Source organism: Aquamicrobium sp. (assembly GCF_023954335.1).
Classification (GTDB): Bacteria; Pseudomonadota; Alphaproteobacteria; order Rhizobiales; family Rhizobiaceae; genus Aerobium.
The window spans coordinates 827,628-847,367 of the sequence record NZ_JAMLIE010000002.1 but is presented as its reverse complement, the minus strand read 5'-3'; the positions used below and the strand labels follow the sequence as shown (position 1 = coordinate 847,367).

Here is a 19,740-nt window from a genome sequence, read left to right as displayed (position 1 = left end):
TATTCCCTACTCCCTATTCGCTATTCGCTAAAAAAAGGCCGACAGGGATTTTTCGCCCTGCCGGCCTGCCTCACCCGCCCTTGGGCAGTCGGCGCCGTTCATACGATCCCATCGTGGCGCCGCCTGCCCGCTTTTTGCCGTCTACCGCGTCCCGTCGAGCGCCGAGGCAAGGCGCACCAGCGAGAGGAATTCGGCGCGATACCCGAAGGGGTCCGCGCCTCGTGCGGCGGCGGCAATCTCCATGACCTTGTCGTATCCGTAGTCGGCGAGCGCGTCGGTGCCGCGCAGCTTCTGCCCGAAGGCGGCGACCGCGACCGAGAAGCGCAAATCCTCGCCCGCCTCAGCGAAGGCAGAAACGGCGTTGGCGTCCGTCACCGGCGTCTCGATCAGCTTGCTCGTCTCCTCGCCCGGCGTCTTGTAGCGGATCTTGACGAAGGCATATTCGTCGGCGTTGGCGACGCCCTGACCCTGCCCTTGGCCCTGCCCGGCCTCGCCGTAGCGCAAATCGTCGATCATCCGCGCCGGGCTGCCGACGGGCGTGATCTCATAGATCGCCGTCACCGTGTGGCCGGAGCCGATGTCGCCAGCGTCGACCTTGTCGTTGTTGAAATCCTCGCGGTTCAGCGCCCGCGTCTCGTAGCCGATCAGCCGGTATTCGGCGACGCGCGCCGGGTTGAACTCGACCTGGATCTTGACGTCCGAGGCGATGGTGAACAGCGACGAGGAGGCTTCCTCGACCAGCACCTTCTCGGCCTCGGCCAGCGTGTCGATATAGGCGGCGACGCCGTTGCCGTTCTGGGCGATGGTCTGCATCATCGCGTCGTTCAGATTGCCGCGCCCGAAGCCGAGCACCGACAGGTAAACGCCGCTCTTGCGCTTTTCCTCGACCAGCCGCTTCAGCGCCTCGTCGCTGGTCTGGCCGACATTGAAGTCGCCGTCGGTCGCCAGCATGATGCGGTTGACGCCGTCCTTGACGAAGGATTCCTCCGCCAGCCGGTAGGCCTCGGTGATGCCGGCCTCGCCGGCCGTGCGCCCGCCTGCCTCCAGCCTGTCGAGCGCAGCGAGGATCTTTCCCTTGTCGGACACCTTCGTCGGCTCCAGCACCGTCCCGGCATTGCCGGCATAGGTGACGATGGAGACGGTATCATCGGCCTCCAGTCTCTCGACCAGCAGCCGGAACGAGTTCTTGAGCAGCGGCAGCTTGTCGGCCGCGCTCATGGAACCCGACGTATCGATGAGAAAGACGAGGTTCGAGCGCGGCTTTTCGGTCTGCTGGATGTCGTAGCCCTTGATGGCGACGTGCATCAGCCGCGTGTCCGCGTCCCAAGGCGTCGGCGTCACCGTCACCGTGGTGTTGAACGGCACCTCGGCGTTGCTCGGCCCGGCCCAGTCATAGGGGAAATAGTTGATCATCTCCTCGACGCGCACGCTGTCGCGCTCGGGCAGGAACCCCTCCTTCAGCGAGCGGCGGGCGAAGGCGTAGGACGCGGTGTCGACATCGATGGAAAAGGTCGAGACCGGGCTCTCCAGCGCCGAGCGCACCGGGTTGGTGCCGAAGCGCTCGAACCGCTCGCGGTCCTCCGGCGTGATGTAGGGCTCGGGCGCGATGATGGGCGGCGCGGCCGGAACCGCCAGATGCTTCGACAGGGCCGAGCCACCGACCTGCATGTCGCGCGAGGCCGGGCGCGGCGCGCCGTTGAGCAGTGCGGGCTCCTCGCTCCGCGGCTGCGTGGCGAGCGTATCGGCGATGCCGCGCTCGCCGGTCTCGGCCTCGCCCACGGGTGCCTGCGGCGTTTCCACGCGCTGGCGCTCCGGCGCTTTCGTCTCGACGAGGGCGCCGTCGCCCGGCGCGGTCGCGAGACGGAATTCCTCCATCACCTGCCAGCCGACATAGCCGGCGACCGGGAGCGCGACGAGGCCGGCGAGCGCCGGGGCGGCAACGAGTTTCTTCTGCATCATTTCCCTCCAGAACCGGATCGTTCTGTCGGTAAGACGCGTCCCGTCCGCCGATCCTTGGGCGGCGGGCGAAATTTTTTCCGCCGCATCGAAAGCGGCCATCGCGCCGGCAAGCGCGCGCGCCTTGGCGGCCTCGTCGGGGGCCGGCGTCTTCGCGCTGCGCAGGATGTCGAGTTCGTAGAATTCGTTCTTCGCCATGATCAGACTTCCCCGGCCGCAACGATCTGCCGCAGCCGTTTCTTCGCCTCATGGACATGCCACGAGACGGTTGCTTCCGAGCAGCCCATCAGGTCGGCCGCTCCCGCATGGTTCATGCCCTCGCCATAGACGAGGGTGATCGCCTCGCGCTGCTTGGCGGGCAGTTCGCGCACCGCCGCCCACAGCGCCTCGGCGGGATCGTCGCTATGGTCGTCGACCGCCTCGCCGCCCTCGATCAGCGCCTGCGCGCTCCAGGCATCGGCCTTGGCCGCCTCGCGCGCCGCGCGCCGCCCGGCGTCATGCGCCGCATTGACGACGATGGCGTAGAGCCATGTCGTGAAGGCGGAGCCGCCGCGATAGGTGCGGATCGCCCGGCCGAGCCGCGCGCAGACCTCCTGCGCGATGTCCTCGGCGTCGGCCTTGTGGCCGGTCAGCCGCCAGGCGAGACGGAAGATGAAGCCGTAATGCCGCTCCACCAGCGCGGAAAACGAATCCCGATCGCCGCCTGCCGCGTTGCGGGCAAGCTCGGCATCGGGAATGCGTTGTTCCATCATCAGCGCCATCATCGACCGTTGGACGGCGCGAGCTTGGCATTCCTTGGGGGAAAGGCAAAAGAATTTTGCCGGGCGCTTTCAAATACCGGCGAAGGCGCGCTGGTGGAACGCCTGCACCGCGGCCGGATAGCGCCATTCCCGCCCGTGCGGGCAGGCGTTGCGCGCCAGGCACCCGGTGCGGCAGCCCATGCCCTCCCCGCCGCGCACATGCGCAAGGCACGCCTGATAGGCGAATCCCTTCGCGGAGTAGGCCGAGACCGGACAGGCATTCAGGCAAGGTTTTCCGGCACATAGGTCGCAAGGGTGATTCACCTCGGCAACCGCCTGAACCGGAATCTCGACATCGAGGAGCAGCGCCCCGCGAAAAGCGTGCCAGAGGCCGTAGCGCGGGTGGATCAGCAGCCCGAGCGGCGACGGCCGCAGCCCTTCCGCGCGCATCGCCCACTGCTGGAACGGCAGATAGGGCCGGTCGTTCGGCATCGCCACCCGCGCGCCGATTGCCTCCGCCGCCCGCGCGATCACCATGCGCGACCAGGTGTCGAGCGGGTTGGCGACCGAAGCCCCCTGCTCCGCGCGCCAGCGTGAAAAATGCCGCCAGTAGCCCGCGCCCGCATTGCCGACGAGGATGACCGCGCGCGCCGGCGCGCCGTCCGGCCCCTCCGGCCGTTCCTCGTCCGGGGCGAAATTCAGCGCGCCGCGCAGGATCAGCCCGCTCGGCGCGAGCGCGGCACGGGCGCGTTCGATCGGGTCAGCGTCCATGTCCCCTCAGGGCGGCGCTGCGCCAGACCTCGTTATGGATGATCTCGGCCACTTTCGCCCGGCCCGACACGGGCTCTTTTCATGTGAAGGCGTCGGGCATCGATGCCTTCTTCGCCGCCACGTAGTCGCGCAGCCCATCGGCGATGCCGGGGTCGAGCGCCGGCGCCTCGTAGCTCGCCAGCCAGCGCCGCGCCATCTCGTTGGCGCGCTGCGGCGCGGTCTTCTCGCCCTCCGCCAGCCATTGCTCGTAGGAATTGTTGTCGGCGATGGACGAGCGGTAGAACGCGGTCTGGAAATTCGCCTGCGTGTGGGTGCAGCCGAGATAGTGGCTGCCCGGCCCGACCTCGCGGATCGCATCCATCGCCTGCCCGTTCTCGGAGAGGTCGACGCCTTCGGTGAATTTCTGCGCCATGCCGAGCTGGTCGATGTCCATCATGAACTTCTCGTAGCAGGAGGCGAGCCCTCCCTCGAGCCAGCCGGCCGCGTGCAGCACGAAATTGGTGCCGGCGAGCAGGGTGGAGTTCAGCGTGTTGGCGCTCTCGTAGGCGGCCTGCGCGTCCGGCACCTTGGAGGCGCAGAGCGAGCCGCCGGTGCGGAACGGCAGGCCGAGCCGCCGCGCGAGCTGCGCCGCGCCGTAGGAGACCAATGACGGCTCCGGCGTGCCGAAGGTCGGCGCGCCCGACTGCATCGAGATCGACGAGGCGAAGGTGCCGAACAGCACCGGCGCGCCCGGCCGGATCAGCTGGGTGAAGGACGCGCCCGCTAGCACCTCGGCCAGCACCTGCGTCAGCGTGCCGGCGACCGTCACCGGGCTCATCGCCCCGGCGAGGATGAACGGCGTGACGATGCAGGCCTGGTTGGCGCGGGCATAGACCTTTGCCGCGCCGAGCATGGTCTCGTCGAACACCATCGGCGAATTGGCGTTGATGAGGTTGATGACGACCGTGTTCTGGTCCACGAAATCGTCGCCGAACAGGATCCGCGCCATCGCCACCGTGTCCTCGGCCCGCTCAGGCGCTGTGACCGAGCCCATGAACGGCTTGTCCGACAGCGTCATATGCGCCAGCACCATGTCGAGATGGCGCTTGTTGACCGGCACGTCGACCGGCTCGCACAGCGTGCCGCCCGAATGGTGGATCGCCGGCGCCATGTAGCCGAGCTTCACGAAGTTGCGGAAATCCTCGATCGTGGCGTAGCGGCGCTTGCCGTCGAGATCGCGCACGAAGGGCGGGCCGTAGACCGGGGCGAACACGGTGGCGTCACCGCCGATCTGCACCGAGCGCGCCGGGTTGCGCGCGTGCTGGGTGAAGACGGACGGCGCGGTCTTCAGCAGCGACCGGCACAGGCCCTTGGGAAAGTGGACGCGCTCGCCCTTCACCTCGGCCCCCGCCTCGCGCCACAGCGCCAGCGCCTCGGCGTCGTCGCGGAACTCGATGCCGATCTCCTCCAGCACCGTGTCGGCATTGGCCTCGATCAGCGCCAGCCCTTCCTCGCCCAGCACCTCGTAGAGCGGCACCTTGCGGGTAATGTAGGTGAGCTGCCCGCCCGGCCCGCCGCCCGAGCGCGCGGCCCGGCGCGCGGCGGCCCCGCCGCCGCGGTCGCCCCGGCCCCGCCTGCCGCCCGTTTCCTCTCCCGTTTCCGCCGTCGTCGGGGCGTCGTCCGTCATCGCCGTCAATCCTGAATCCGCACGGCCGCACCTGTCGCATTCTCGGGCCGCATTCTCGAAGGATGGTATCCGAGCCATTATGCCGGAGCGGCCAGCCAACGCCAGCGCCTGTCGCAAAACCGACAGGGGAAAAGCCGATCTCCGCGCAATGGCCCGCGATGGCTCGCGCAGTCGCTTTATCCTTGCGGAACGTCGCAAATCGGCTATGGAGACCATGATCGGCCGGACTATGAATTGGCAAGGATTTGCCGGCACGCCTTGCCCGGTTTCCCCCTCGCAGACGCAGCTTCTGGAGCCACGAGATGTCCGACGACGAAATCATCCTCTCCGAGCTTTCCGACGACGAGCTCGTGCAGCAGATGCACGACGACCTTTACGACGGCCTGAAGGAAGAGATCGAGGAAGGCACCAACATCCTGCTCGAGCGCGGCTGGGCGCCCTACACGGTGCTGACCGAGGCGCTGGTCGAGGGCATGCGCATCGTCGGCGAGGATTTCCGCGACGGCATCCTGTTCGTGCCCGAGGTTCTGCTTTCGGCCAACGCCATGAAGGCGGGCATGGCGATCCTGCGCCCGCTGCTCGCCGCCACGGGCGCGCCCAAGCAGGGCAAGCTGGTCATCGGCACCGTCAAGGGCGACATCCACGACATCGGCAAGAACCTCGTCGGCATGATGATGGAGGGCGCGGGCTTCGACGTCGTCGACCTCGGCATCAACAACCCGGTCGAGAACTATCTCGCCGCCATCGAGGAACACAAGCCGGACATCGTCGGCATGTCGGCGCTGCTCACGACCACCATGCCCTACATGAAGGTCGTGATCGACACGCTGAAGGAAAAGGGCATCCGCGACGACTACGTGGTGCTGGTCGGCGGCGCGCCGCTCAACGAGGAATTCGGCAAGGCCGTCGGTGCCGACGCCTATTGCCGCGATGCGGCCGTGGCGGTCGAGACCGCCAAGGACTTCATGAAGCGCAAGCACAACGTCCACGCCGCCTGACGCCCCATGCGGGGCGACGGGCGGCGGGGAGCCCGCCGTCAGTTGGCGGCGCGATCCACTTTCCGGCCGGCGTCCTGTGTCGCGTCGACGGCATTCGCGGTATCCTGTCCCATGCCGCGTATGGTGTTGGCGTAGCCCGCCGTCATCAGGGCAACGAGCGCGAGGGCGGAAATTCGGATGGCCGTGGATGTCATGATCGTATCCCCTGTCGTTCGGGCGCAACGGGCGCCCGTTTGCGTGTGACGCAAATGGAACGCGCGAGCCCGCAAAAGGTTCTCGTCATCGCCTGCGGAATGCTGGCGCGCGAGGTGCTGGCCGTGAAGGAGCGGCTGGGACTCGCCCATCTCGACCTGACCTGCCTGCCGGCGGAGCTGCATTTCCACCCCGACCGCATCCCCGCCGCGATCGACAGGGCGATCAAGAAGGCGAAGGCCGAGGGCTACGACGACATCTTCATCGGCTATGCCGATTGCGGCACCGGCGGGCTTCTCGACCGGGTGCTGGAAAAGCACGGCGTCGCGCGCATGGCGGGGCCGCACTGCTTCGCCTTCTACCAGGGCGAGGCCGCCTTCGCGGCGGTCGCCGACGCCGACATCACCGCCTTCTACATGACCGATTTCCTCTGCCGGCAGTTCGACGCCTTCTTCGTCAAGCCGCTCGGTCTCGACCGCCACCCGGAGCTGGCGAAGGATTTCTTCGCCAATTACGAGAAGGTCGTCTATCTCGCCCAGACCGACGATCCCGAGCTGGAGAAGGTGGCGATCCGCGCGGCAACGATGCTCGGCCTCGCCTACGAGAAGCGCGTCACTGCCTATGGCGACCTCGAGCCGGCGCTGAAACGCGCGGCCGCCGGCGACGGCGCATGACGCGTCGTTTTTGAAGCTGCCGCCGTCGCGCGGCAGCAAGCAGGCATTCCCCCTTCAGACAATGCTCACGAACGGATGGAGAGAAGAACATGGCGGACCTGATCGTGGTCTATTGGCGCGACATCCCCGCACAGGTGATCGTCAGGAAAGGCAGGCAGAACGCCAAGCGCGAGCTGCCCCTGCGCTTCACCGAGGCGATAGACATGTGCGCCATGCGCACGGATGCGAAAGACACCGACGCGTATCTCGCCGACTGGCGCAAGGCCGACCCCGTTCCCGTCTCCGACGATCTGGAAGCGGAGGCCGACAGGGCCGCCGCCGCGTTCGACAGCGACTACACGCGCGAGCGGCTGGTGGCGCTGGTCAAGGCCGGCGGCAGGGACACGGGCGGGAGGAACGATGGCTGAACCCAAACCCGCCGCCGCGCCGGCGACGAAGGCGGCCTACAAGCCGGCGGATACGTCGCCGCAGCGGCGGGTGCAGCGGCGCTGGTCGCTGCGGCTGTGGTCGGTGCGCCATGCGCGGGGGCTGGAATGGGTCTATGGCCGCTTCGCCAGCCTCTTCCTCGCGCTCGACCCGCTCTGGCGGGCCGTCGGCTACGCCCGCGCCGAAAAGCCGGTGAAGTTCGTCGAGCGGCATGTGAAGGGGCTGCTGTTCGACTGCCGCATGTGCGGCCAGTGCATCCTGTCCTCGACCGGCATGTCGTGTCCGATGAACTGCCCCAAGCAGCTGCGTAACGGCCCCTGCGGCGGCGTTCGCGCCAACGGCCATTGCGAGGTCGAGCCGGACATGCCCTGCGTCTGGGTCAAGGCGTGGGAGGGCGCGCAGAGGATGCGCGGCGGCGACGCCATCCTCAATGTCCAGAAGCCGGTGGACCAGTCGCTGCGCGAGACCTCGGCCTGGCTGCGCGTCACCGCCGAGGCCGCGGCCGCGCGCGCCAGGGCCCGCGCCGGAGAGGCGGCATGACGCCCGGCGCGCGCCATCACGACGAGAACCCGGCCGGCGCGCACCTGCCGCTCGATCCCCTGCCCGGCCATTCCTCGCGCGGGCGGCTGGAGCGCGTCTTGAGGCGCGGCGAGTTCGCCGTCACCGCCGAGCTGAACCCGCCCGACAGCGCCGACCCGGAGGAGGTCTACGAGCGGGCGCGGATCTTCGACGGCTGGGTCGACGGCATCAACGCCGTCGACGCCTCGGGCGCCAACTGCCACATGTCGTCGGTCGGCATCTGCGCGCTGCTGACGCGCATGGGCTATGCCCCGATCATGCAGATCTCCTGCCGCGACAAGAACCGCATCGCCATCCAGGGCGACGTGCTCGGCGCGGCGGCGATGGGGGTGACGAACATCCTGTGCCTGACCGGCGACGGCGTCCAGGCCGGCGACCAGCCGGGCGCCAAGCCCGTCTTCGACCTCGACTGCATGTCGCTGCTGGAGACCGTTCGCACCATGCGCGACGAGGCGAAGTTCCTTTCCGGGCGCAAGCTGACCACGCCTCCTGCCGTCTTCCTCGGCGCGGCGATCAACCCGTTCGCGCCGCCGCACGATTTCCGCCCGCTCCGGCTCGCCAAGAAGATTGCCGCCGGGGCGCAGTTCGTCCAGAGCCAGTATTGCTACGACGTGCCGATGTTCCGCGCCTACATGGCCCGCGTGCGCGAGCTCGGCCTTCAAGAGCAATGCTTCATCCTCTGCGGCGTCGGGCCGCTGGCCTCGGCCCGCACCGCGCGCTGGATGCGCGCCAACGTGCCGGGCGTCCACATCCCCGACGCGGTGATCGCGCGGCTGGAAGGCGCGGCCGACCAGAAGAAGGAAGGCAAGCAGCTCGCCATCGACATCATCGACGAGGTGAAGGAGATCGAGGGCGTGGCCGGCATCCACGTCATGGCCTACCGGCAGGAGGAATATGTCGCCGAGATCGTCCATGAATCGGGCATTCTCAAGGGCCGCCGGCCGTGGCGGCGCGAGCCGCGCGCCGACGACGCGCGTGTTGCCGAGCGGCTCGACCACATCCTCAACGACGCGCCCGTGGAAACCCCGCAGGAGATCGTGCGCGATGCCGCTTCGTAAGGCCGCCGCCCGCTTGAACGCTTAAAGATAACGATATAAAGAAATCTTTATATCTCTGAGGAGAACTTCATGACCCGCACCATCGTCGCCTCCGCGACACGGGAAGTCGTCATCGGCTTCGACAAGCCCTTCTGCGTCATCGGCGAGCGCATCAACCCGACCGGGCGCAAGAAGCTCGCCGCCGAGATGATCGAGGGCAATTTCGAGACGGTGAAGAAGGACGCGCTGGAGCAGGTGGCGGCGGGCGCGACCATGCTCGATGTCAACGCCGGCGTCACCGCCGTCGATCCCAACGCGACCGAGCCCGCGCTTCTCGTCCAGACTCTCCAGATCGTGCAGGAACTGGTCGACATCCCGCTCTCCATCGATTCCTCGGTCACCGCCGCCATCGAGGCCGGCCTCAAGGTCGCCAAGGGCCGCCCGCTGGTCAACTCCGTCACCGGCGAGGAGGAGAAGCTCGAGGCCATCCTGCCGCTGGTGAAGAAATACGACGTGCCGGTCGTCGCCATCTCCAACGACGAGACCGGCATCTCCATGGACCCCGACGTGCGCTTCGCCGTGGCGAAGAAGATCGTCGAGCGGGCGATGGACCACGGCATCAAGCCGCAGGACGTGGTGGTCGATCCGCTGGTGATGCCGATCGGCGCGCTCGGCGATGCCGGCCTTCAGGTGTTCGCGCTGGTACGCCGCCTGCGCGACGAATTGAAGGTGAACACCACCTGCGGCCTGTCCAACATCTCCTTCGGCCTGCCCCACCGCCACGGCATCAATGCCGGCTTCATCCCGATGGTGATCGGCGCGGGCATGACCAGCGCGATCATGAACCCCTGCCGCCCGCAGGAGATGGAGGCCGTGCGCGCCGCGAACGTGCTTGCCGGCACCGACAGGGACTGCGCGAGCTGGATCAGGACCTACAAGGATTTCAAGCCCGGCGAGCATGTCGCCCCGGCGGCGGCGGCACCGGCGCCGGCTGGCGCGGCGGCGGGCGGACGCCGGCGCGGCGGCCGCGAGGCGCGGCTCGGCGCGAGAGGATAGAAATGACGGTTGTTGCAGCAATTCCTTCTCCCCGTTCACGGGGAGAAGGTGGCCCGAAGGGTCGGACGAGGGGCAGCGCGGGCCTTGCAATGCAGGCTCTGCCCCTCATCTGCCTGCCGGCATCTTCTCCCCGTGAACGGGGAGAAGAGGAGCTGCCATGACCGCCTCATCCAATCTAAAAGACCCCCTCGTCCTGTTCATGCCCTCGGGCAAGCGCGGGCGCTTTCCGGTCGGCACGCCGGTGCTCGATGCCGCGCGCCAGCTCGGCGTCTATGTCGAGAGCGTGTGCGGCGGGCGCGCCACCTGCGGCCGCTGCCAGGTCGAGGTGCAGGAAGGCAGCTTCGCCAAGCACGGCATCGTCTCGTCCTGCGACCACATCTCGCCGAAGGGCCCGAAGGAGGAGCGCTACGAGCGCGTGCGCGACCTGCCCGAAGGCCGGCGCCTCTCCTGCTCGGCCACCGTGCAGGGCGACCTCGTCGTCGACGTGCCGCAGGATACGGTCGTCAACGCGCAGGTGGTGCGCAAGGCCGCCTCCGACCGCGTCATCGAACGCAACCCGGCTGTGCGGCTCTGCTATGTCGAGGTCGACGAGCCGGACATGCACAAGCCGCTCGGCGACCTCGACCGGCTGAAGGCGATGCTGGCGCGCGACTGGGGCATCGACGATCCCGCGGTGCCGCTGCGGCTGCTGCCGCTGGTGCAGAAGACCCTGCGCAAGGAAGGCTGGGGCGTCACCGTCGCCGTCCACCACGACGAGGACACCGCCCGCCCCGAAATCCTCGCCATCTGGCCGGGCCTGCACAACGAGACCTACGGCATCGCCTGCGACATCGGCTCGACCACCATCGCGCTTCATCTCGTCTCGCTCTTGTCGGGCCGGGTCGTCGCCTCGGCCGGCGCGTCGAACCCGCAGATCCGCTTCGGCGAGGATCTGATGAGCCGCGTCTCCTACGTGATGATGAACCCGGACGGCCGCGAGGCCATGACCTCCGCCGTGCGCGAGGCCGTCAACGGGCTGATCGACAAGGTCTGCGCCGAGGGCGGCGTCAGCGCCGACGACATCCTCGATGCCGTCTTCGTCGCCAACCCGGTCATGCATCATCTCTTCCTCGGTATCGACCCGACCGAGCTCGGCCAGGCGCCGTTCGCGCTCGCCGTCTCCGGCGCGGTCCGCACCTCGATGGCGGAGCTCGGCCTCAAGGCCAACGAGGGCGCGCGCACCTATCTCCTGCCCTGCATCGCCGGCCATGTCGGAGCCGACGCTGCCGCCGCGACGCTCTGCGAAGGCCCGCACCGGCAGGAGCGGATGATGCTGCTCGTCGATGTCGGCACCAATGCCGAGATCGTGCTCGGCAACAGCGCCCGCGTCGTCGCCGCCTCCTCGCCCACCGGCCCGGCCTTCGAGGGCGCGGAAATCTCCTCCGGCCAGCGCGCCGCGCCCGGCGCCATCGAGCGCGTGCGCATCGACCCCGACACGCTCGAGCCGCGCTTCCGCATCATCGGCTCGGAGAGATGGTCGGACGAGGACGGCTTCGCCGAGGACGCAGCAACCCTCGGCGTCACCGGCATCTGCGGCTCGGCGATCATCGAGGTCGTCGCCGAGATGTACCTTTCCGGCATCGTCTCGGAGGACGGCGTCGTCGATGGCGCGCTCGCCGGCAAAAGCCCGCGCATCGTGCCGAACGGCCGCACCTTCTCCTACCTCCTGCATGACGGAAGCCCGCGCATCACCGTCACACAGAACGACATCCGCGCCATCCAGCTCGCCAAGGCCGCGCTCTATGCCGGCATCCGCCTGCTGATGGAGAAGCAGGGCGTGGCCGAGGTGGACACGATCCGCTTCGCCGGCGCGTTCGGCTCGTTCATCGACCCGAAATACGCGATGGTGCTCGGCCTCATTCCCGATTGCGACCTCGCCGAGGTCAAGGCCGTGGGCAACGCCGCCGGCACCGGCGCGATGATGGCGCTGCTCAACCGCGGCCACCGCCGCGAGATCGAGGAGACGGTGACGCGCATCGAGAAGATCGAAACCGCGCTGGAGCCGCATTTCCAGCAGCTTTTCGTCAACGCCATGGCGATGCCGAACAAGGTCGACCCGTTCCCGAAGCTCACTGCGGCGGTGAAGCTGCCGCCCCGCAAGGCGGCCAGTGACGACGGGGGCGACGGCGACCCCGCCCCCCGCCGCCGCTCGCGCGAGGAGCGCATGGCGAGGCGCGCCAGATAGTGGAAGACCGACCCTCCGCCGCCCGAACTAGCCGAGCGCGATCCTGACCGCGGCCGGCTCGGCCGGGACGTCCAGCCAGATGCGCACCCTCGTCTTCACGTCGGCCGCCTCGGCGACCAGAAAGGCGATCTCATTGACATCGCTGCAAATGACGGATCGCCTCGGCGTCTGCAGCCATCCCTCGAAATCCGGATCGGTGCCGTCTTCAGCCATCTCGCCGGCCGACCAGACCACGAGCTCGGTCGGGCCTTCGTTCCAGTATCTGCACGGCACGGTGATGCAGATTTCATTGCCGACGATGCCGTTGGCACTGTCGTGATCGATCGGAATATCGGACGGATAAAGCTCCCCGCTCAGCAGAAACCCCTGATATTCCAGAGAAAGCAGACGCCTCTGCATCATCTCCGTTGCCCCGCGAGGTGCTTGAAGAAGATAGTCCCTGACATCCGGCTGCACCTGAGACAGGTAGGATACAACCGCTCGGGAACAGAAAGCATCCGGGGAGGCCAGAAATCGGCGATGTAGTTACCGGAGGCCGTGAAGGGATCGGTGGAACCACACCGATGACAACCGGACTTCCGGCCGATCCGGTTGATCTCGGCTTGCTCATCTGCGCTCAAATGGAGATTGAAAAACGAGACCGTATCCACCTGAAAATCCCCCGTCTTCAGGTCAAGAATGCAGATCCTATAGTATTTCCGACCGCCATCAACTGACTGCCAGCCATACGACCTTCGTGTCCGGAAATCCGTCTGTCCATACCCGCAGTCCGGTTGCCGCGCGGGCCACCGGCATGCGGAACAAGGTGACATCAGGAAGGATTTCGACCGTGAGCCCTCCGCTCGGCGTATCGATCGCCCCGTCGAAGATGCAGACCAGACCGGAATCGGAAGATGGGTCCGAGTCCGAAAGGATAATATCAGTGGCACCGTCGGAATCCGGCAGACACGAGATCGCGACGCCTGTCGAATTGCGCCAGATGCGCCCCACGCCGTCGGTGTCGGGCGCACCTGCAACTGCGCTGTCGCGCGCGAATATGAGGCTGTTCAGGACCGGCACGGTCTTCCGCTGCATTCTGATCGCTCTTTCCGCCGGCATGCCGGGCGCGGATTGGGTCCGGCTGCCCGGTATACCCGCCGCTTCAAGGCAAGGCGCGGCGCAGAACGGCCCCTCACTCTAGAGCAATGATCACATCGTCCAGGCAAATTGGATCGTTTGTCCAGATTCTGATGCGCGTCTCCACGCCGGGAACGTCCGTGGCCACAATTTCCGGCATGTTCACATCGAGAACAACCACCCGATAGTCCGGGGTTTTCAGCATCCCGTCAAATACCGCCGACGCCGGCTGGAGAGGCATTTTCTCGATTGGCCCGAGGGTAATTCTGGTTTCCCCCTCGTTCCACGGCAGGCATGTGACAACGAGGCACTCATCCGTTCCAAAAACGCCGGTAGCACCGTACTCTATCAGCACGTCCACATCCAATGACCCAGCGATATAGCAACTGCAATAGTCCAGCAGTACCGACGCGACTTTGACCGTCATATCGCCTATCCCACCGCGACCACCACCAGCTCGGGCAGCATCGAACCGTCGGTCCAAATACGGATACGGGTTTCGGCGGTCGGCGTCGGGTAGACGACCCATTCGGTGGCCTCGGCGTCGTCAAACAAGATCAACCTGCCAGGTGTCGGAATGACGCCATCGAATTGCGGGGCAGCCGCTTGCGCGACCTCTTCAGGAGGTCCAACCACCAATTCGGTTCCAGTCTCTTCATAGTAGGCGCACGGCACAGATATGCAGCGGCCGTTGAAAAGGATTCGGATGGCTTCGACGTCGGGCGTCGGATTCTCCGGTCGACCGATATCGGAGATGAAGAATTGGAGATAGGGCGGAAATATAGTTTTCCGAACAATCATTTCCTCAACCTTCCTCTCAATGCTCCAACATATCCTCCTTGTATGTTGCTGCAATGTACACAATGAGGAATGATTATAGTTGAACGACCGAGCGCTCTCGGCATCTGATGGTCGCCTACAAAGTGCCCATTCCGCGTCAGATTTTCGGTAGACCCGCAGCCGTGACAGCCATATCGTTGCCCAATCGCGTCGAGCAGTTGTCGTTGTTGCGCGGTCAGCGTCTTTTGCCCTGGAGCGAGCGTGATCCATTCGTGCGCGAAGGGTCCCAGCTGAATCGGCCGGCCGGTCAACTCGTACAATCGAAGCTCGGCCTGCAAGCGAATGGCTTCGTTCGCCCGGATCTGTCCTTCCACTGTCGCATATGCCTGAGCCTGGGAGCGCCAATCCCTGTCCATCTGTCGCGCACGCTGAACGGCGTTCTTCATCGCGGCGGTCGATATCTGAAGCCGTAACTCCTGCGCCGGCGTGATCGGATGCCAGCGGCCGCCGATCCTGATCTGCCCGCCGCCGCCGCGACGCCGTGAGACGCGATGGACCTGCGCATAGCCGGGCACGCGGGTCCATTGCCCGCCGTCCGGATGGCCGCGCGGCAGGCGCGGCTGGTCGGGGCGGAAGCCGGCCTTGATACCGACAGAAAGCCGGAGCATCGCTGCCCGCACGCGCAGGCTCGCCAAGCGCCATCTCAGCGGGGATTGCCAGTGCTCTTGCCGGTCCACGCGCCGTCACTTCCTTTGCCGAGACGGGAGGAGTGTGAGGCAGTGCCGGAAGGGGTGGACGAACCGGTTGACCGATTTAGGACAAGCTATTGTTCTTTCTGGAATATTTTCCTGCGACGCCCTCAATCCGTTCACGGACGCGCGGTCGCGCGGCCTGTTCCCGAACTAGGCCGAGCGGGTAAGATTTCCCCGCTCGGCGCGGCGGCCGGCGATTCGCCCCGCGCGGCCGCGCCATGACGTTCATGGGCAAGGGGGAAAAGGATGCCGAGCCTGAAATATCATCTCGTCACCTTCGTGCTGCGCCATACGCGCAAGAAGGCGTTCGCCAGCGCCGAGGGGCTGCATGCCCGCATCCGCAAGGTGCGCCCACGGGAAGACCACAGGCCGCCGGCCAAGGTGGCGCAGCGGCTCGACATCACCGAACGCGAGGTCGCCGGCTTCCCGGTCTACGAGGCGAAGCCGAAGGGCAAGGCGGCGGCGCGGCGCATTCTCTACATCCATGGCGGCGCGTTCTGCTTCCAGATGACGCCGCACCACTGGAACCTCGTCGCGGAGCTCGCCGAGCGCACGGATGCCCACGTCACCGTGCCGATCTATCCGCTGGCGCCGGAGCACGGGCTTCCCGCCGTCGAGGCGATGATGATTGAGGTCTATCGCGAGGTTCTCGGCGGCGGCGAGGCGGTGGCGGTGATGGGCGATTCCGCCGGCGGCACCATGGCGCTGGCGCTGACCATGACGGCGGCGAAGGAAGGCTGGCCGCTTCCAGACCGCCTCGTCCTCATCTCGCCCGGCATCGACATGACGCTTCGCAACCCGAAGGTGCGGGACTATGCCAGGGTCGATCCGTGGCTCGACATCCCCGGCGGCACCGAGGCGATGCGGCTCTATGGCGGCGACATCGCGCTCGACGACTGGCGCATCAGCCCGCTCTACGGCGATCTTTCCATCCTGCCGCCGATGCTCGTCTTTTGCGGCACCCACGACATCCTCTATCCCGACGCCGTGCTGTTCACTGACAAGGTGCGCGCGCTAGGCAAGACGGTCGACCTCGCCATCGGCGAGCGCATGTTCCATGTCTGGCCGCTGATCGACATGCCGGAAGCGAGGCCCGCCCGCGACAGGATGGTCGCCTTCCTCACCGCCTAAGTTGCGACGACAGGCCGATCAGGCCGCTTCCGCCTCGCGCAGCGCCTGGAAGGTGGCGCGGATATGGTCGGCGGCGGCGAGCACCGGCGGCGAGGCGTCCGGCGCGACGATCATCGCCAGGTTGTAGTTGGACAGGGCCGGCAGCCCTTCCTTCGGCCCGAGCGCCACGATCTCGTCGCCGATGAAGGATTTCGGCAGCGGCGCGACGGCAAGGTCGGCGAGGATCGCGGCGCGCTGGCCGGCCGTGTGCGCGCTCATATAGGCGATGCGGTAGTCGCGCCCCTCGCGGCCCAGCGCCTCCAGCGCGTCGGCCCGCCAGACGCAGTTCTCCTCCCAGATCGACAGCGGCAGCGGCTCGCGCAGATGGGCGCAGCCGCCCTTTGCCCCGCCCCAGACGATCGGCTCCGTCAGCAGCACCTCGGCCTCCGGCGGCACATGGCGGCAGATGGTGAACAGCGTCAGGTCGAGCTGGCGCTCGGCCATGCGGCGGCGCAGGTTCACGCTCTGGTCGATGGTGACGTCGACGGCGATGCAGGGATGCGTCTGGGCGAAGCGCTTCAGGACGTTGGGCAGCACCCGCTCGCCGTAGTCGTCGGGCGAGCCGAGCCGCACCACGCCGGCGATGTCCGGCACGATGAACTTCGACACCGCCTCGCGGTTCAGCGCCAGCATCCGCCGCGCATAGCCCATCAGCATCTCGCCGTCCTGCGTCAGCGACACCGAGCGCGCGTCGCGCGACAGCACCGAGACGCCCAGCGTCTCCTCCAGCTTCTTGATCTGCATCGAAACGGCGGACGGCGTGCGGAACACCGCGTTCGCCGCCAGCGTGAAGCTGCCGGTCTCGGCGATGGCGATGAAGGTGCGCAGCACGTCGAGCTCGAGCAGCGGCAAGGGGTGGTTGAGCGGAGCGTTCATGGCTTCATTCGATCAAGATTTCTAAATAAAATGATCATTCCATTTCGTTTGATTGAACACGCGCGCGGCCCCATAGTCAAGCCTCATCCTGCAGGCATCGCCTGCGAACCAAAGGAGCCAGCAGGCATCGCCTGCGAAACAAAGGAGGCAGTCATGTCGATCATCAATGCGCTCAGCCGCATCGCCCGCGATTTCCGCGCCCGCCGCCGCCGGATGGCGACCATCGTCGAACTGTCGAGCCTGCCGCTCGACATCCGCAAGGACATCGGCTGGCCCGACCCGATGGAGCGGCAGCCGAACCGGCTGAAGCGCCGGGAGTGAGCGCGCCTCCCGCCCCTTGCCGCGCCGGTTGCTCCACTTGTCAAAATCCTCCGCTCCATCCCGTTGACAAGGAAGCGTTTTCCTGATGACGCTTTGCCGATCGCGACATCCTATGTCAGCGGGCCGCGTCAATCCGGGAGGAGGCGCAAGTGACCCAGGCCAAAGTGACCGAGGCAGGCGCCGTCAAACGCTCGATCGTCTTCTTCATGGTGCCCGATTTCACCATGATCGCCTTCGCAACGGCGCTCGAGCCGCTGCGCTCGGCCAACCGCATGCTCGGCTACGAGGGCTATCGCTGGCGCCTCGCCAGCATCGACGGCCGGCCGGTGCGCGCCTCGAACGGGGTCGAATGCGCCGTCGCCACCTCGCTGGAGGAGGAGCGGCGCAGGCTGGCCGGCCCGGACCGGCCCTCGATGGTCATCGTCTGCTCCGGCCTCGGCATCGAGGCCTATCGCGAGAAGTCGGCCTTCGCCTTCCTGCGCGAGGCGCACAATCGCGGCATCGCCATCGGCGGGCTCTGCACCGGGGCGCATGTGCTGGCGCAGGCCGGCCTGCTTTCGGGCCGGCGCTGCGCCATCCACTGGGAGAACCTGCCCGGCTTCGCCGAGGCGTTCCCCAAGGCCAACGTCTATGCCGACCTGTTCGAGGTCGACGGCAACATCTACACCTGCGCCGGCGGCACCGCCGCGCTCGACATGATGCTGAAGCTGATCGGCGACGATTTCGGCGACGCCATCGTCAACCGCGTCTGCGAGCAGGTGCTGACCGACCGCGTCCGCAGCCCGACTGACCGCCAGCGCCTGCCGCTGCGCGCCCGCCTCGGCGTACAGAACTCCAAGGTGTTGACCATCATCGAGCTGATGGAGGCGAACCTCGCCGAGCCGCTGTCGCTGGTCGAGATCGCCGCCCATGTCGGGCTTTCGCGCCGGCAGATCGAGCGCCTGTTCAGCCAGGAGATGGGCCGCTCGCCGGCGCGCTACTATCTGGAGATCAGGCTCGACCGCGCCCGCCACCTGCTGATCCAGTCGTCGCTGCCCGTGGTCGAGGTCGCGGTGGCCTGCGGCTTCGTCTCGGCCTCGCATTTCTCGAAATGCTATCGCGAGCTCTACGCCCGCTCGCCGCAGCAGGAGCGCGGCGAGCGCAAGCCGCTGATGGCGGCGTAAGACGACACTGGAGCATCTTGCCGGACGGCATCGTCCGGCGTCGCACGAATGCGGCTATCGCGTGTCGCGTCTTATGCGCATCATCGGCGGCGCTTGCGCCACCCCTCATCCGCCCTTCGGGCACCTTCTCCCCGTAAACGGGGAGAAGGAATGCCGGCCGCAATCCCTCAATTTCTCTTGCCACGTTTGCGATTGGCGAAAGCAAGGATGGCGGCTCTCTTCTCCCCGTTTACGGGGAGAAGGTGGCGGCAGCCGGATGAGGGGCGGCGCGCAAGCGCTCGAAGATTGCGCTCCTCCAGAGCGGATAAGACGCAACACGCTTTAAATCGAACGGCTACCTGTCGCCTTCCCACATCCATGAGCGGTTGAGCCACATCTTCTCGCCGATCATGCAATCCGTGCCTTCGGCCTGCACGGAGGCGCGAAGCACGGGCAACGCGTCCCTGCCCCCGGCCCCGCCCGCCAGCTCCAGCACCAGCTTGCGCCGCACCGCCTCGGGGAAATGGCTCCAGTCGTTGACCGGGATCATGAACGCCCCCGGCCCGCCGATCACGCAGTCGCGGTAATAGGCGTCGAGCTCGGCGAGGTCGAAGCGGCCGGCATAGCCCCTGCCCGTCGTCATCAGCGGCAGGCCGTTGATCGTGACGCCCTGCGCCACCAGCGCGTCCCGCGCTTGCGTCACCGGAACGCCCTGGTTGTTCGGCCCGTCGCCCGAGACGTCGACCACCCGCCGCATGCCGCGATGGGCGCTTTCGGCGAAGAGGTCGGCGGCGAAATCGAGCACGCCGGAGATCGAGGTGCGCCGCGCGCTGTTGGAGGGTGCGACCGTCAGACGCTCGGCCACGCGCCGCGCATCCTCGCCATTGGCGATGATCGTCCACGGCACGATGACATGCTGGACGCTATCGCCGGCCCATTCGACATAGGCGAGCGCGATCCTGCCGTGCATGCCGTCCTCGATGGCGCGGATCACCTCGCCATGCGTCAGCGCCGCCGCGTAGCCGTCGCGCTGGATGGCGAGCTCGTCGGGCGACATGGAAAGCGAGACGTCGACCGCGAGGATCAGCTCGACGTCGACCGGCTCGGCGAGGGCCGGGACGGCGAAACCGCCCGCCGCCGTCAGGAGAAGGCCTGCACGCAGCGCAGGCAGGGGAAGCCATGGGCGCGACATGGGCTAAAGGATACGCGATCGAGGCGCGATGGAAAGCGAAACGGCCGGGCGGCCGCCGCCTCTCCCTTCAAG

23 protein-coding genes are annotated in these 19,740 nt (G+C 67.0%); 11 read left to right on the top strand and 12 right to left on the bottom strand.

What is annotated here, in order from left to right; all coding sequences use genetic code 11:
• Nucleotides 1-141: 141 nt before the first annotated feature.
• From M9945_RS16790 to M9945_RS16775, 4 genes are all read right to left on the bottom strand, one after another.
• The gene (locus M9945_RS16790; RefSeq protein WP_367945491.1) at nt 142-2,154 is read right to left on the bottom strand and encodes a von Willebrand factor type A domain-containing protein; all 2,013 of its coding nucleotides are present in this window, start codon (nt 2,152-2,154) and stop codon (nt 142-144) included.
• A gap of 2 nt (nt 2,155-2,156) precedes the next feature.
• A complete protein-coding gene (locus M9945_RS16785; protein ID WP_367929662.1) occupies nt 2,157-2,717 on the bottom strand; it encodes an RNA polymerase sigma factor in 561 nt (186 codons plus the stop codon).
• A gap of 69 nt (nt 2,718-2,786) precedes the next feature.
• Nucleotides 2,787-3,467: a hypothetical protein gene (locus M9945_RS16780; protein WP_367945490.1), complete on the bottom strand. Its 681-nt coding sequence runs from the start codon at nt 3,465-3,467 to the stop codon at nt 2,787-2,789.
• A gap of 79 nt (nt 3,468-3,546) precedes the next feature.
• Nucleotides 3,547-5,133: a trimethylamine methyltransferase family protein gene (locus tag M9945_RS16775; RefSeq protein ID WP_367929643.1), complete on the bottom strand. Its 1,587-nt coding sequence runs from the start codon at nt 5,131-5,133 to the stop codon at nt 3,547-3,549.
• A 302-nt stretch (nt 5,134-5,435) separates the two neighbouring features.
• Between M9945_RS16775 and M9945_RS16770 the strand changes: the two genes are divergently transcribed.
• Nucleotides 5,436-6,131 carry a corrinoid protein gene (locus M9945_RS16770; RefSeq protein ID WP_367929642.1) on the top strand — a complete coding sequence of 232 codons (696 nt, stop codon included), beginning with the start codon at nt 5,436-5,438 and terminating at the stop codon, nt 6,129-6,131.
• Nucleotides 6,132-6,169: 38 nt separating this feature from the next.
• On the opposite strand, the gene M9945_RS16765 is transcribed toward M9945_RS16770, so the two are convergent.
• Nucleotides 6,170-6,325 carry an entericidin gene (locus M9945_RS16765; protein ID WP_367945489.1) on the bottom strand — a complete coding sequence of 52 codons (156 nt, stop codon included), beginning with the start codon at nt 6,323-6,325 and terminating at the stop codon, nt 6,170-6,172.
• A 54-nt stretch (nt 6,326-6,379) separates the two neighbouring features.
• On the opposite strand from M9945_RS16765, the gene M9945_RS16760 reads away from it, so the two are divergent.
• From M9945_RS16760 to M9945_RS16735, 6 genes are all read left to right on the top strand, one after another.
• Entirely contained in the window at nt 6,380-6,997 is a 618-nt protein-coding gene (locus M9945_RS16760; RefSeq protein WP_367945488.1) for a DUF1638 domain-containing protein, read from the top strand.
• An 89-nt stretch (nt 6,998-7,086) separates the two neighbouring features.
• A complete protein-coding gene (locus M9945_RS16755) occupies nt 7,087-7,404 on the top strand; it encodes a virulence factor (RefSeq protein WP_367945487.1) in 318 nt (105 codons plus the stop codon).
• Nucleotides 7,397-7,963 (top strand): methylenetetrahydrofolate reductase C-terminal domain-containing protein, encoded by a 567-nt coding sequence (locus M9945_RS16750; RefSeq protein WP_367929638.1) that lies wholly within the window; start codon nt 7,397-7,399, stop codon nt 7,961-7,963. The genes M9945_RS16755 and M9945_RS16750 overlap by 8 nt, the downstream gene beginning before the upstream one ends.
• The gene (locus M9945_RS16745; RefSeq protein ID WP_367945486.1) at nt 7,960-9,060 is read left to right on the top strand and encodes a methylenetetrahydrofolate reductase; all 1,101 of its coding nucleotides are present in this window, start codon (nt 7,960-7,962) and stop codon (nt 9,058-9,060) included. The genes M9945_RS16750 and M9945_RS16745 overlap by 4 nt, the downstream gene beginning before the upstream one ends.
• 69 nt (nt 9,061-9,129) lie before the next feature.
• Nucleotides 9,130-10,095: a methyltetrahydrofolate cobalamin methyltransferase gene (locus M9945_RS16740; RefSeq protein WP_367945485.1), complete on the top strand. Its 966-nt coding sequence runs from the start codon at nt 9,130-9,132 to the stop codon at nt 10,093-10,095.
• A gap of 157 nt (nt 10,096-10,252) precedes the next feature.
• A complete protein-coding gene (locus M9945_RS16735) occupies nt 10,253-12,319 on the top strand; it encodes an ASKHA domain-containing protein (protein ID WP_367945484.1) in 2,067 nt (688 codons plus the stop codon).
• Between the two features lie 27 nt (nt 12,320-12,346).
• On the opposite strand, the gene M9945_RS16730 is transcribed toward M9945_RS16735, so the two are convergent.
• Nucleotides 12,347-12,721 carry a hypothetical protein gene (locus M9945_RS16730; protein WP_367945483.1) on the bottom strand — a complete coding sequence of 125 codons (375 nt, stop codon included), beginning with the start codon at nt 12,719-12,721 and terminating at the stop codon, nt 12,347-12,349.
• 161 nt (nt 12,722-12,882) lie between these two features.
• On the opposite strand from M9945_RS16730, the gene M9945_RS16725 reads away from it, so the two are divergent.
• Nucleotides 12,883-13,035 (top strand): hypothetical protein, encoded by a 153-nt coding sequence (locus M9945_RS16725; protein ID WP_367945482.1) that lies wholly within the window; start codon nt 12,883-12,885, stop codon nt 13,033-13,035.
• Here the strand turns inward: M9945_RS16725 and M9945_RS16720 are convergent.
• From M9945_RS16720 to M9945_RS16705, 4 genes are all read right to left on the bottom strand, one after another.
• Entirely contained in the window at nt 13,028-13,393 is a 366-nt protein-coding gene (locus M9945_RS16720) for a hypothetical protein (RefSeq protein ID WP_367945481.1), read from the bottom strand. The two genes, M9945_RS16725 and M9945_RS16720, sit on opposite strands and share 8 nt — an antisense overlap.
• Nucleotides 13,394-13,490: 97 nt before the next feature.
• Complete coding sequence (locus M9945_RS16715) at nt 13,491-13,862, bottom strand: hypothetical protein (protein WP_367945480.1); 372 nt, start codon at nt 13,860-13,862, stop codon at nt 13,491-13,493.
• 5 nt (nt 13,863-13,867) lie between these two features.
• Nucleotides 13,868-14,236, bottom strand: a complete 369-nt coding sequence (locus M9945_RS16710; RefSeq protein WP_367945479.1) for a hypothetical protein — start codon at nt 14,234-14,236, stop codon at nt 13,868-13,870.
• Nucleotides 14,233-14,910: a hypothetical protein gene (locus M9945_RS16705; protein ID WP_367945478.1), complete on the bottom strand. Its 678-nt coding sequence runs from the start codon at nt 14,908-14,910 to the stop codon at nt 14,233-14,235. The genes M9945_RS16710 and M9945_RS16705 overlap by 4 nt, the downstream gene beginning before the upstream one ends.
• Nucleotides 14,911-15,213: 303 nt before the next feature.
• Between M9945_RS16705 and M9945_RS16700 the strand changes: the two genes are divergently transcribed.
• Nucleotides 15,214-16,098 (top strand): alpha/beta hydrolase, encoded by an 885-nt coding sequence (locus M9945_RS16700; protein ID WP_367945477.1) that lies wholly within the window; start codon nt 15,214-15,216, stop codon nt 16,096-16,098.
• Nucleotides 16,099-16,116: 18 nt separating this feature from the next.
• Here the strand turns inward: M9945_RS16700 and M9945_RS16695 are convergent, their stop codons facing one another.
• Complete coding sequence (locus M9945_RS16695) at nt 16,117-17,013, bottom strand: LysR family transcriptional regulator (protein WP_367929632.1); 897 nt, start codon at nt 17,011-17,013, stop codon at nt 16,117-16,119.
• 153 nt (nt 17,014-17,166) lie between these two features.
• Between M9945_RS16695 and M9945_RS16690 the strand changes: the two genes are divergently transcribed.
• Together M9945_RS16690 and M9945_RS16685 are read left to right on the top strand one after the other, a co-directional pair.
• Entirely contained in the window at nt 17,167-17,334 is a 168-nt protein-coding gene (locus M9945_RS16690) for a hypothetical protein (protein ID WP_367929631.1), read from the top strand.
• Nucleotides 17,335-17,540: 206 nt separating this feature from the next.
• Entirely contained in the window at nt 17,541-18,497 is a 957-nt protein-coding gene (locus M9945_RS16685) for a GlxA family transcriptional regulator (protein WP_367929661.1), read from the top strand.
• Between the two features lie 334 nt (nt 18,498-18,831).
• On the opposite strand, the gene M9945_RS16680 is transcribed toward M9945_RS16685, so the two are convergent.
• Nucleotides 18,832-19,668 carry a DUF1194 domain-containing protein gene (locus M9945_RS16680; RefSeq protein WP_367945476.1) on the bottom strand — a complete coding sequence of 279 codons (837 nt, stop codon included), beginning with the start codon at nt 19,666-19,668 and terminating at the stop codon, nt 18,832-18,834.
• Nucleotides 19,669-19,740: the final 72 nt, after the last annotated feature.